At 70.6% G+C, this 11,416-nt stretch carries 12 protein-coding genes and 1 tRNA gene; 6 read left to right on the forward strand and 7 right to left on the reverse strand.

Annotation, left to right across the window (positions count from 1 at the left end; translation table 11 throughout):
- Positions 1-71: 71 nt before the first annotated feature.
- Together BLT97_RS27530 and BLT97_RS27535 are read right to left on the reverse strand one after the other, a co-directional pair.
- Positions 72-314 (reverse strand): DUF397 domain-containing protein, encoded by a 243-nt coding sequence (locus BLT97_RS27530; protein ID WP_245769575.1) that lies wholly within the window; start codon positions 312-314, stop codon positions 72-74.
- A 77-nt stretch (positions 315-391) separates the two neighbouring features.
- A complete protein-coding gene (locus tag BLT97_RS27535) occupies positions 392-1,252 on the reverse strand; it encodes a helix-turn-helix domain-containing protein (RefSeq protein ID WP_093614829.1) in 861 nt (286 codons plus the stop codon).
- A 263-nt stretch (positions 1,253-1,515) separates the two neighbouring features.
- On the opposite strand from BLT97_RS27535, the gene BLT97_RS27540 reads away from it, so the two are divergent.
- The 3 genes from BLT97_RS27540 to BLT97_RS27550 all read left to right on the forward strand — a co-directional run bounded on the left by BLT97_RS27540 (position 1,516) and on the right by BLT97_RS27550 (position 4,538).
- Positions 1,516-1,962: an ATP-binding protein gene (locus BLT97_RS27540; protein ID WP_093614831.1), complete on the forward strand. Its 447-nt coding sequence runs from the start codon at positions 1,516-1,518 to the stop codon at positions 1,960-1,962.
- Between the two features lie 2 nt (positions 1,963-1,964).
- Positions 1,965-2,369, forward strand: coding sequence for a hypothetical protein (locus tag BLT97_RS27545; RefSeq protein WP_093614833.1), 405 nt, complete (start codon positions 1,965-1,967; stop codon positions 2,367-2,369).
- 297 nt (positions 2,370-2,666) lie between these two features.
- A complete protein-coding gene (locus tag BLT97_RS27550; protein WP_245769576.1) occupies positions 2,667-4,538 on the forward strand; it encodes an ABC transporter ATP-binding protein in 1,872 nt (623 codons plus the stop codon).
- A 44-nt stretch (positions 4,539-4,582) separates the two neighbouring features.
- Here BLT97_RS27550 and BLT97_RS27555 read toward each other — a convergent pair whose 3' ends face one another.
- Entirely contained in the window at positions 4,583-4,768 is a 186-nt protein-coding gene (locus BLT97_RS27555) for a hypothetical protein (RefSeq protein ID WP_093614837.1), read from the reverse strand.
- 188 nt (positions 4,769-4,956) lie between these two features.
- Positions 4,957-6,318: an amidohydrolase gene (locus tag BLT97_RS27560; protein WP_093614839.1), complete on the reverse strand. Its 1,362-nt coding sequence runs from the start codon at positions 6,316-6,318 to the stop codon at positions 4,957-4,959.
- Between the two features lie 167 nt (positions 6,319-6,485).
- On the opposite strand from BLT97_RS27560, the gene BLT97_RS27565 reads away from it, so the two are divergent.
- Entirely contained in the window at positions 6,486-7,934 is a 1,449-nt protein-coding gene (locus BLT97_RS27565; RefSeq protein WP_093614841.1) for a WGR domain-containing protein, read from the forward strand.
- Here BLT97_RS27565 and BLT97_RS27570 read toward each other — a convergent pair.
- From BLT97_RS27570 to BLT97_RS27575, 3 genes are all read right to left on the reverse strand, one after another.
- Positions 7,898-8,812, reverse strand: a complete 915-nt coding sequence (locus BLT97_RS27570) for a bile acid:sodium symporter family protein (protein ID WP_093614843.1) — start codon at positions 8,810-8,812, stop codon at positions 7,898-7,900. The genes BLT97_RS27565 and BLT97_RS27570 overlap by 37 nt on opposite strands.
- Before the next feature lie 431 nt (positions 8,813-9,243).
- A tRNA-OTHER gene (locus BLT97_RS38040) sits at positions 9,244-9,343 on the reverse strand.
- A gap of 16 nt (positions 9,344-9,359) precedes the next feature.
- Positions 9,360-10,091 (reverse strand): DUF7873 family protein, encoded by a 732-nt coding sequence (locus tag BLT97_RS27575; RefSeq protein ID WP_093614845.1) that lies wholly within the window; start codon positions 10,089-10,091, stop codon positions 9,360-9,362.
- Between the two features lie 151 nt (positions 10,092-10,242).
- Between BLT97_RS27575 and BLT97_RS27580 the strand changes: the two genes are divergently transcribed.
- Together BLT97_RS27580 and BLT97_RS38665 are read left to right on the forward strand one after the other, a co-directional pair.
- Positions 10,243-10,848: an HIT family protein gene (locus BLT97_RS27580; RefSeq protein ID WP_093614847.1), complete on the forward strand. Its 606-nt coding sequence runs from the start codon at positions 10,243-10,245 to the stop codon at positions 10,846-10,848.
- Between the two features lie 350 nt (positions 10,849-11,198).
- Positions 11,199-11,357, forward strand: a complete 159-nt coding sequence (locus BLT97_RS38665) for a DUF5999 family protein (protein ID WP_245769569.1) — start codon at positions 11,199-11,201, stop codon at positions 11,355-11,357.
- Positions 11,358-11,416 lie beyond the last annotated feature (59 nt).

Below are 11,416 nucleotides of genomic sequence, written 5' to 3' on the forward strand. Positions count from 1 at the left end.
CCAAGTCCCGTGGTGGATGAGAGAGTTGAGCCCCGTGGTGCATGTGGTGCACGCGTTGCGCTTATCAGTGATCATGACAGCAGAAAGTCCGCCTGTCCCGCCTTCGCACCCTCGATGAACGCGTGGATCTCGCCCAGGGTGTAGATCAGCGCGGGACCGTCGGGATCGGCCGACTGCCGTACCGCTATGCGCCCGTCGGCGAGCTTCATCGCCTCGACGCAGTTGCCCCCGTTGCCCCCGCTCCAGGGCTTGAGCCAGCCCTCGGAGCCCAGTTCGTGCGCGGGCATTCCGTTGTAGATCGGATCGCTGTACATCGGATCGCCCTTCTTGCCGGTCCTCGTACTCGTACTGGTGGAATCCATCCGGCCCCCGTTCGCGGACAGTTGATCCATCAGAGCTCCTTGCGGAGAGACTTGAGAATCTCCTTCGTACGGTGTGCCGACGCGGCCTGCGCGGCCATCCGGTCCATGGCTTCGAGGTAGGTGACGACCTCGGCACGGCGGTCCAGATAGACGGCACCGGTCAGATACTCGGCGTAGACCATGTCCTGCAGTTCGGGCACCGCGAACCGGAACAGCACGAAGGGCCCGTAGGTCCCGGGGTGGTGTCCCGCGGAGAACTCCGCGATCTGCAGCGTGACATTGGGCAGCTTGGTGGCGGCGATGAGCCGGTCGAGCTGTCCGCGCATCACGTCGGGCGTGCCCACGGTGCGGCGCAGGACGGTCTCGTCCATGATCACCCACAGCTTGGGCGCGTCCTCGCGCTCGAGCAGCTCCTGGCGCTGCATCCGCAGGGCCACGTGCCGCTCGATGTCCTCGTCGCCCATCGTGCCGATGGAGCCGGCCCGCAGCACCGCGCGGGCGTAGTCCTCGGTCTGTAGCAGACCGGGCACGAAGTGCGGTTCGTACGACCGGAGAAGGCTGGCCGCCCCCTCCAGACTCACGTACATCGAGAACCAGTTGGGCAGGATGTCGTGGTAACGCTGCCACCAGCCCGGCTTGTTGGCCTCCTCCGCCAGCTCGATGAAGGACTCGGTCTCCTCCTCGTCGGCCCCGTACGCCTTCAACAGGAGTTGTACGTAAGGGATCTTGAAGGCGACCTCGGCCATCTCCATGCGGCGTACCGTCGCGGGCGCGACGCGCAGCACCCGGGCGGCCTCCTCACGCTTGAGCCCGGCGCTTTCGCGCAGCTCCTGGAGGCGTTTGCCCAGGACGACCTGGCCCACGGTGGGAGCGGACCGCGGTTCGCTCACGTCTACCTCGCTCGGGTCGCTCTGTATCGCGGGAACTTCACTCGTTACACACACGATGCCCGCGACCGGTGCGAGCAGTGTGCCATGGCCTTCCAAGGTGTAACACAGCACTCTGCAATTTTCAGAGTGCGTCTTGCCAAGTGTTCCCGACGGGGCGATAGTGGCATGCGTGACCCCTACCCCACGCTCTCCAGCGCGCCCCCAGCCTCCGACCGGGGGGTGCCAGAGCATGGGAGACCCCACTGCCCCGTTAGGAACCGGCCGTGGCCATCGGTAACGCAGCAGCACAACCGGATCTCGGCCGACGCTGCCGCTTCGAGCTCCCCGCAGGCGTCGAGGCCGTGCCGCGCGCCCGCCGGATGACGCGCGAGCGCCTGCGGGGCTGGGCGGTCTGCGACGAGACCCGCGATCTCGCGGCCCTCGTCGTCTCCGAACTCGTCACCAACGCCGTGGTGCACACCGCGAGTCGGCTCATCGTGTGCGAACTGCACGACGACCACGCGGCCGATGTGGTGCGCATAGCGGTCACCGACGAGGGCTGCGGCCCCGACGGTCCGGCCCCGCACCCCGCCCGCGACGCCGGTGAGGACCACGGCCGCGGACTGCTCCTGGTGCAGGCCATGTGCCGTTCCTGGGGCGCCCAGGAGGCCGGTCTCGGGCTCGAGGTCTGGGCCCATCTGCCCCGTACTGCCGTTCCCGAGGTGGGCTGAGCATGCGCGCGATGACTCTCGACAAACTCACCGCTCTCGCCCGCAGGCTCAGCGATGTGCCGCTGCCACTGCCCGACGGGATGCGCACCCAGCTCGGCTGCGACGCGGTGGGCATGCCCGCGGAGCTCGGCCGGCAGGCCATGACCCGTATGTCGCGGGTCGGTTGTGTGTACGCCACCGGGGACCGCTGGTGGTGGATCGTGCCCTCGCACTCGGAGCAGTCCCTGGACTGGCCCGAGCCGGTGCAGTACGCGCCCCGCGCCCTGGTGCCGCCGTCGGCGAGCGGGGCCCGGCTCATCCACCACCCGGGCCGCGACGCCCCGTACACCCCGCCGATCCCGCTGTATCTGACGCTGTGCCGGATCACCAGGACGGTGCCGGTGTGGATGCGGCCGGCGGAGGCGTAGCCGACTCCTGGGCGGCGCGATCCGCCGTTCCCGCGGCGCGCACCCCGGCCGGTTCGCGCCCTGCCCAATTCGCCCGTGCCGGGCCATAGTTGACCTCCATCCCGAACGGAGGTCTCAGTGAGACTTGGCTGGGGGGCCAGGAACACACATTCAGGAAAGGGCGCGGACACCGCGCGTAAGGCGTCCTCCGGGGACGCCACCACGGATCCGGAGCGGCCCGCCGCGGAATCCGGGCAGCAGACGCCGGACGCAGAGCAGCGCACCACGGACTCCGAGCAGCTCCTCTTCGGCGGCCCGCTGCGGTACGACACCGGCTGGGCCCAGCACGAAGAAGCCGTACTCCAGCTGGACTTCATCGCGCTCCTGCGGCGCTTCCCGGCACTCATCGCCGCGAGTCTGCGGCTCGCCTGGGGCGCCGACCGGCAGGCCGCCCGCATCGTGGTCGGCGCCGAACTGGGCCGGGGCATCGCCCAGGCGGTCAGCCTGCTCGCCGTCAACAGCGTGCTCACCCGCCTGATGACCTCGGCACCGATCGAGCAGCGGCTGTCCGCCGCCGCGCCCGCGCTGGTGACGGTGGCCTGCGTGCTGTTCGTGTCGGCGCTGCTGCGCGCGGCGTCCACGTACGCGACCGGGCGGCTGGAGCCGAAGGTCGAACGCGTCGCCACCGAGCAGTACTTGGAGCGCGCCGCGTCCGTGGAGCTGGCGGCGATCGAGGACGACGCCTTCCACAAGCTGCTCGACACCGCGCAGTACGGTGCGGCCTCGGCCCGCCGGATGGTCTCGCTCGCCACGCGCGTGGTGAACGCGGCCATCTCGCTGATCGCGGCGGCCGGCGTGCTCACCGTGCTGCACCCGCTGCTGCTGCCGCTCCTGGTCACGATGACGCTGCCGAGCGCGTGGGCGGCCCTGACCAACGCGCGTCGGCGCTACCGCTCCTTCCACGCGTGGGTGCAGCACGCGCGGGCGGGACGGCTGCTCAGTTCGCTGCTCACCGAGACGCGGGCGGCGCCCGAGATCCGGGTGCACGGCGTCGGACCCTTCCTGCTCAGGCACTTTCGCGCCATGTCCCAGTCCGCCGAAGTCGAACAGACCAGGCTCGCGCGCCTCGCGGCCCGCACCAGCCTGGTCGCGGCCGCCTGGACCGGGATCGCGACGGCCGCCACGTACACGACGCTCGGCGCGCTGCTGCTGACGGGTGCGATGTCCCTGGCCGTCGCGGGGACGGCGGTGATCGCGATACGGACCGGGTCGGCCAGCCTCAACACGCTGGTCCTCGAGGTCAGCGAACTGCACGAGAACGCGCTGTTCGTGGGCGATCTGGAGCGGATGCACGCGGAGGCCGCGACGCGCACCGTGCCGGTGGGCGGCACCCAACTGCCCGTGGATACACGGGAGATACGCTTCGAGAAGGTGACCTTCCGCTACCCGGGCAGCGACCGCAAGCGCCCCGCGCTCGACGACGTGTCGCTCGCCCTGCCCACCGGAAAGATCATCGCGCTCGTCGGCGAGAACGGCTCCGGCAAGACCACCCTCGTCAAACTGCTCGCCGGGCTCTACGCCCCGCAGCAGGGCGCCGTCCTGTGGGACGGCGTGGACGCGGCGGGCGCGGACCGGGCGCAGCTCGCGGAGCGGATCGCGATGGTGGCGCAGGACTTCAAGCGCTGGCCGTTCACCGCGAAGGTCAACATCGCCATCGGCCGGGCCTCCGCCGCGATGACCGAGGAGCGGCTCACGCGGTCCGTGGCCGACGCGGGCGCCGAGGACGTGGTGACGGATCTGCCGCGCGGCCTGGAGACCCTCCTGGTCCGGGCGTTCACCGGCGGCCACGAGCTGTCCGGCGGCCAGTGGCAGCGGCTCGGGATCGCGCGGGCCGCCTACCGGCGGGGCTCGATCCTCATCGTGGACGAGCCCACGGCCGCTCTGGACGCGCGGGCCGAGCTCGAAGTCTTCGACCGGATCCGGGCGTTGGCGGGCACGGGCCAGACGGTCATCCTCATCACGCACCGGCTCGCGTCGGTGCGGCACGCGGATCTGGTCCACGTACTGGAGGCGGGACGGCTCGTGGAGTCGGGGACGCCGCAGGAGCTCCTCGACCGGGGCGGGGTGTACGCGGAGCTGTACTCGCTGCAGGCGCGGCAGTTCGCGGACGGGGTCGTGCCGGGGTCCTGAGCGGGTCCCCGGGACGCAGGCGTGCGGGGCTCGCGGAGCGGCGCTCAGCCCTCCGCGAGCTCCGGCGCGCGCACCACCACGAGGAAGGCGTCCGACGCGAGGTCCATCACGACCTCGGCGGCCTCACCCTCGAGCCGGCGCGCCTGCGCGAACTCCTCGGCGGGCCAGGACCCGCGCGGTCCGCCCGCGGGGAAGCGGCCGATGACCACGCGTCCGGTTCGTACGTTCATGGAGCACCCCCGTGCTCTGTTCCGTTGCGACACCTGTGCGCAACGAAGAGTCAAAGGGAAAGACACCGGCCGGCGGGAGAAAGGTGTCCAACGTGACCGACCTGACACGGAGTTGATGCAGAACATGGCATCAACCGGCGCGTCCCTTACGGGTCGGACGGCTCCCCCGCGCACGGAACACGGGACTCCTACGCCTCGTACGTCTGGATGCGCTGCCCGTGGCTGCGGTCGGTCAGCACGGGCAGCCGCTCCTCCAGCTCGGCGACGGTGGCGGGCACGTCGACGGTGCGGAGTTCGCGGTCGCGCATCAGCACCCGGCCGTCGACGACCGTGGTCGTCACATCGCTCGACCGCGCGCAGTGCACCAGCGTGTCCGCGAGGTCGTGCACGGGCTGGGTGTGCGGCCCCGACAGGTCGACCAGGACGAGGTCGGCGCGGTGTCCGGGCCTGAGCGCACCGATCCGGCCCGCCAGCCCCACGGCCCGCGCGCTCTGCCGCGTGGCGTGGTCGAGTGCCTGGCGTGCGGTGAGCCAGCGCGGGTCGCGGGTGGCCTGCTTCTGCGTCAGGGCGGTGAGCGTCATGGCCTCCCACACGTCGAGGGTGTTGTTCGACGCGGCGCCGTCGGTGGCGAGGCCGACCGGTACGCCGATCCGGGCGAGGTCGCGCACCGGCGTGGTGTCCCAGCCGAACTTCAGATAGCCGCGGGGCGCGGTCGCGACGGCGATGCGGCCCGGGGCGGCGGCGAGCAGCTCGAAGTCCCGCTCGGTGAGTCCGGTCGCGTGGGCGATCAGGAGATCGGTGGCGAGCAGTCCCGCCCGGTCGAGGATCTCGATGGGCGTCAGGCCGTGCTCCTTCAGGGAGTGGTCGGTCTGCGCGCGGTTCTCGGCGGCGTGGAGATGGACCGGCAGGCCGTGCTCGCGGGCCAGGTCCGCGGTGGCCGCGAGATCGTCCGCGGTCACGGTGTACGGGGCGTGCGGCGCGAGTGCGGTGGTGATACGGCCGTCCGCCGCACCCTGGTGCTCCCGCGCGAACTCCAGTGACCGCGCCCGCCCTTCGGGCCCCTGCGAGGAGAAGTACGCCCAGCCGAGCTGCGCGCGCAGCCCGGTCTCTTCGACCACGGCGGCCACGCGGTCCATCGCGAAGTAGTGGTCCGCGAAGCAGGTCACGCCCGCCCGGATCATCTCGGCGCACGCGAGCCGCGCACCGAGTTCCACGTCCCGATCGGTGAGCTGGGACTCGACGGGCCAGATCCGCTCGTTGAACCACTCCTCGATGGGCAGGTCCTCGGCGATCCCCCGCAGGGCGGCCATCGGCGCGTGCGTATGGCAGTTGACGAACCCGGGCATCGCCACCTGGCCGCGCGCGTCGATCCGTTCGCGCGCCTCGATCCCGGCGGCCTCGCCGCTCGCCGGCAGCTCCGCGATCGCCCCGGAGCGCACGACGACGGCACGGTCGGCGCGGAAGTCGATCCCGCCGTCCTCGTCGTGGACGAGCACGGTGCAGTGGTCGATGACGAGGTCCGCGGGCGGCTGCGGTGCGGCGGTGGTCATCGGGCCACGGTAGCGGGGCGGCCGCCGCCCTCGCAGCAGCTGTGGACCGGGGTCGCCGCCGGGCGCGGAGCGAGATCGTCCGATTGTCAGTGGCGGCCCGTACGGTCTTCTCCAGTGGTCGCGAGCGCTGTTGGGGCGCCGGGCCCTGACCTGGGGAGAGGTGTGGCATGACGCAGGGGGACCGGACGCAGACGTACCTGGAGCTGTCCCAGGAGGGCGGCGGCGCGCACAAGTTCTACGAGGTGACCGTGGAGGGGACGGTCGTCTCGGTGCGGTACGGACGGATCGGCGCGGCGGGCCAGTTGCAGACCTCCACCTTCCCGACGGTGCAGAAGGCGCAGGCGGCCGCGGCGAAGAAGATAGGCGAGAAGGTCCGCAAGGGGTACGCGCCCGCGGTGCAGGGGCAGCGCGCCCCGCGCCCGGTGACGCGCCGCCAGGTCGCGTCCGCGCCGTCGCGGGCCCGCAGCGTGGCCCCGGTCCTGTGGCGCTTCCGTACGGGCTCACCGTCGTTCGGCATCCACATCGACGAGGACCGCTGCTGGGTGGGCAATCAGGCGGGGGATGTGTACACGCTCGGCCACAGCGGCGAGATCCTGGCCCGCTACGCACTGCCGGACGGCGTCAAGTGCCTGGTGGCGGACGACTTCTGGATCTATGCGGGGTGTGACGACGGCAAGGTCTACGACCTGTCCTCGAAGCTCCCGTTCGCCGCGTACGACATCGCCGCCGATGTCGACATCTTCTGGCTGGACATCCACGAGGGCGTCCTGAATGTGGCGGACCGCGCGGGCGGTCTGACCGTGATCGACCACGAGGACGAGTACCAGTGGTCGCGCAAGTCCAACGGTGCGCACGCCTGGATGGTCCGCGCCGACGAGGACGCCGTATACCACGGCCACCAAGGCGGTGTGACGGCCTATGCGCCGGACGGCGGCGGCGAGTTGTGGCACACGCGGACCCAGGGCGGGGTGCTCTTCGGCTGGCAGGAGGACCGCGCGGTGTACGCGGGGACGGCCCGCCACACGGTGCAGCGCCTGTCGAAGGCCACGGGCCTGATCGAGGCCACGTACCGGTGCGACGACCCCGTCTACTCGTGCGCGACCTCGCCGGACGGCCGCCATGTCTTCGCCGGTGACAGCGCGTCCTCGGTGTACTGCTTCGACGCGGACGGCACGCGCCTGTGGAAGCTGAGCACCGGCAACGGCTCGGCGCTCTCGATGCAGTACCGGGACGAGAAGCTGTACATGGTGACCACGGACGGCTCGCTGGTCTGTGTGGACGCCTCGCCTTCGGCCGTCTCGGCGGCCGAGTCGGGCTCGGTCCCGACGGCGGTGGACATCAAGTACTCGTCGGCGACGCCCACCTACACCCCGGCGACCACCGTGGCCGAGGTGCACACGGTGTCGGTGGCACCGGCCGGCGGTGTGGTGGTCGAGTGTGTCCAGGAGGGCGCCCGCCTGCGCGTGCACGTGATCTCGGACGGCTACGAGCCTTCGTGGAACGTGCAGTTCCCGCGCGGCATCCGCCAGGCCGGTGCGCGCTACGTGGTCGATGCGCTGCACCCGGCCGCGGGCGGTTTCTACCGCGTACGGGGCGAGATACGCCGGCTGGTCTGAGTCCCCGCACCGCGCTCGCCGACGCGCCGCAGGAGCAGCCCCGCCGCGCCCGCGGTGAAGTAGATCAGGATCGCGTACACGGCGCTCGGCACCGCGATCTCCGTGCTGTCGAGCAGCGAGGGGCTCAGCGCGATCGTGAGCGCCAGCGAGGTGTTGTGCATCCCGATCTCCATGCACGCGGCGACGCCCTGCGCGTGCGCGGCTCCCGCGAGCCGGGCGGCGACGTATCCGGTGCCCAGGGAGATCACGCTGAACAGGAGGGCCACGGGGCCGACTTCGGCGAGGTACTCCCCCACGTTCGCGCGTTCGGCGAGCAGGGCGGCCACGATCACGCCGGCCAGGATGAACAGGCACAGCACCTTGACGGGCCGCTCGGCGCGCTCGGCGAAGCCGGGCCGCCGGGCGCGCACGACCATGCCCACGGCCACGGGGATGAGCACGAGCGCGAACACCTGCAGCGTCTTGCCGAACTGGAGCCCCACGCTGCCGTCGTCCCCGGCACCGTCCCAGTACCCGACGGCCAGATTCACCACGAGAGGCAGGGTGAACACCGCGAGCACCGAATTGATGGCGGTGAGCGTGATGTTGAGCGCGACATCGCCGCCGAACAGATGGCTGTACAGGTTGGCCATGGTCCCGCCGGGCGACGCGGCGAGCAGCATCATGCCGACGGCGGGTGCGGCGTCGAGCCCGAAGGCGAGGACGAGTCCGAAGCACACGGCGGGGAGCACGATCAGCTGACAGCCGAGTGCGGCGACGACCACCCGCGGATACTCCCGTACCCGCCGGAAGTCCCCGACGGTCAGACTCATCCCGAGCCCGAACATGATCACGGCGAGCACGATGGGCACGAGGACGGTGACGAGACCGGAATCCATGGGGGTCAGGGTGGAGGGTGCCGGGTCAGGAGTCCATGGCTACGGCGTATCGGAGTGGGGAGGCGCTGTACATCGGCGTGCGGTGGCGCGGCGTGCGCCGGCGGCCGTACGCCCGGCAGTCGCCGGAAAAGGAGCGGACCCGAGGGCGTAGCCGGCCCCCGGGCCCTGTGGATGCCGCCCCACGGGCACGCCGGCACGCTTGAGGGCTCGGGTCAGTCTGATGTCGTCGCGTCCTGCCTTTGGACCACCGCGCATCGAGAGCTGCGCGGGCCGGAGTTGAACCGGCATTTCGACGATCGGGGCCCGGGCCCGGTCGATCCGGCGATGGGCGGCGGATGCTGAGTCTGGAGCGAGAGTCTGAGATTGATCGCGGTCTGCCTCTGCCGGTTGGGCTACCGCGGCCCGAACGCCCGTAGGGGAACGGGCTCTTGTGCCGCGGGGAGGACTCGAACCTCCACTGGAACCGCGTCGTCACGACAAGCTTCAGGTTCAGCTTGCGCTCCTTCGCGCACCCCGGCCGCGCACAGCGGCCGGGGAGTCTTTCACGCTACCCGAACAGGTAGCCGAACACGGCGTCGCCGACGCGCTCGTCGGTGACCTCCGCGCCGTTGGCCTCTTCGCGGGCGAACTTCACCGCCTGCTGCAACTTCTCGACGCGGTCGAGGAGTTCGTTGACGCGCTGGGCCGGCAGCGCACCGGAGAACTTCACGGTGGTCCAGTAGCCGATCGGGATGTCCTCGTAGTACACCTCCACCTGCGCGGGGTGCTTCTCGGTCGCCTCGGCCTTCACATGGTTGCGCGGCACCTTCTTGGTGCGCACCGTGCGCACCGGCTCCGTCTTCCAGGAGTCCGTGGACGGGTCGCGCACCCACGACTCGGCGGCGTCGAGCACCGGCAGCTTGCGCACGAAGGTGTTGAGGTCGGTCAACTGCTTCTCGAGGAAGAGCAGATACGACACGGGGACCTGCGGGATGAGCACACGCCCGTCGACGGTCACATCGGCGCGCGCGGTGCAGTTGGCCCAGTCCTTCGTGGCGGTCACATCGAACAGCCGGGTCAGCGTCGCCGCGGTCTGTCGCAGCACGTCCTCGGCGTGCACCTGCACCCGCGTGGACTCGGGCGGCAGCTGCTCGCCCTCCTCGTCCTTGGGCTGATACGTACGGGAGATGCCGGACAGCAGGGCCGGCTTCTGCAGCCCGTGGTGGGCCGCCGTCAGGTCCTGGTGCGCTTTGGACTTGACGCCTTTCTCGACTGCGATGATCTGATTGAGTTTCGCCACGCCGGAAAAGTAGCAGCAGGCGCGGCGGTCGTTCGAAGGGTTTTTCGCACGGCGCGGGTCCTGAACTCCTTTGGAAATCCCGACAGTCGGCTCCCCTGCCGGACCCGACCCGCCGCGCCGCCCATCGGCCCCGCATGCGAAGCTCTCGGCCATGAAACCTGAGCCCAGCGCCTATGTCCGAGGTCTTCCGATCGGTGAGCAGATCCCCTTCTCCGGCGACGGGATACCCGGTTGGGAGATCTTCCCGTTCGAGTCGGACGGCCTGCGGGTCAAGCCGCTCGAACCGCCGGTGCTGCCCGAGCCGCCGCGTGAGGGCGAGGACGGGCCGCAGGAGTGCGGTGCGTGCCGCAAGTCCGACGACCAGTTCCTGTGGACCGACGAGCACTGGCGCCTCCACGGGTTCACCGAACCCAGTTCCCTGCCCGCGATGGTGATGCTCCAGCCGCGCGGCCACCACGACCTGTACGACCTGCCCGCCGAACGCGCCGCCGAGCTCGGCCGCATGCTGCAGCGTGCCGAGCAGGCCGTGCTGTCCGTCGGAGGGATCGCGCGGGTGCACATCAACAAGTGGGGTGACGGCGGTGCCCACTTGCACCTGTGGCTGATCGGACGGCCCGAAGGAATGATGCAGTTGCGCGGCAGCTGCCTGCCGCTGTGGGAGGACGTGCTGCCCGAGGTCGATGCCGGGGTGTGGGCCGAGACGAACCGCCGGATCGCGCGGGCGATGGCGGAGGGCGGCGGTACCGCTCACGTGTGAGCCGGCGCCGATTCCCGCGCGCGAGCGGCCCGTACTCCCCGCTCGCGCGCGGCCCGTACCCCGGCTCGCGCGCGGCCCGTACTCCCGCTCGCGCGGGTCCCGCACTTCCCGCTCGCGCGGGGTCCCGTACTCCAAGATCGATTGTCAGTGGCGGCTGCCAGAATGGAATCAGCTCGGAAAACCGATGAGTTGTCGTTGCCCGGCCGGTCATTACCGGTGACGAGAACGGGACGTTCGGAGCCCATCATCAGAGCAACAGCACAACAGAGACAGGCAGTTGCAGAGGGATCCGCGAGCGGAGCCCTCCCCGATATCCGGAGCATCACCATTCCAGAAGACGGAGTCAGACCATGTGCACCCACCAGCCGACGTGCCCCACCGCCGACCGCCCCGACCGTGAAGCCGCGCGCGTCGTAGCCTCCCACCCCGAGCAGGGCTGGAGCCGGCTGTGCAACGGGACGATCGTGTTCGACGTTATGTCGATCTCCCAGTCACAAGGGCTGGTCTGACGTGCTGCTTTGCGAGATGGACATGTCGTTTCAGCGGCTCTGGGCGAGGGGCTGTGCGA

Source organism: Streptomyces indicus (assembly GCF_900100315.1).
GTDB lineage: Bacteria > Actinomycetota > Actinomycetes > Streptomycetales > Streptomycetaceae > Streptomyces > Streptomyces indicus.

Bases quoted from the DNA above. Each gene is read 5' to 3' on its own strand.
- BLT97_RS27555 (WP_093614837.1), bottom strand. From the start codon at position 4,768: ATGAACGTACGAACCGGACGCGTGGTCATCGGCCGCTTCCCCGCGGGC.
- BLT97_RS27565 (WP_093614841.1), top strand. From the start codon at position 6,486: ATGACGCAGGGGGACCGGACGCAGACGTACCTGGAGCTGTCCCAGGAG.
- BLT97_RS38665 (WP_245769569.1), top strand. From the start codon at position 11,199: ATGTGCACCCACCAGCCGACGTGCCCCACCGCCGACCGCCCCGACCGT.
- BLT97_RS27545 (WP_093614833.1), top strand. From the start codon at position 1,965: ATGCGCGCGATGACTCTCGACAAACTCACCGCTCTCGCCCGCAGGCTC.
- BLT97_RS27560 (WP_093614839.1), bottom strand. From the start codon at position 6,318: ATGACCACCGCCGCACCGCAGCCGCCCGCGGACCTCGTCATCGACCAC.
- BLT97_RS27570 (WP_093614843.1), bottom strand. From the start codon at position 8,812: ATGGATTCCGGTCTCGTCACCGTCCTCGTGCCCATCGTGCTCGCCGTG.
- BLT97_RS27580 (WP_093614847.1), top strand. From the start codon at position 10,243: ATGAAACCTGAGCCCAGCGCCTATGTCCGAGGTCTTCCGATCGGTGAG.
- BLT97_RS27530 (WP_245769575.1), bottom strand. From the start codon at position 314: ATGTACAGCGATCCGATCTACAACGGAATGCCCGCGCACGAACTGGGC.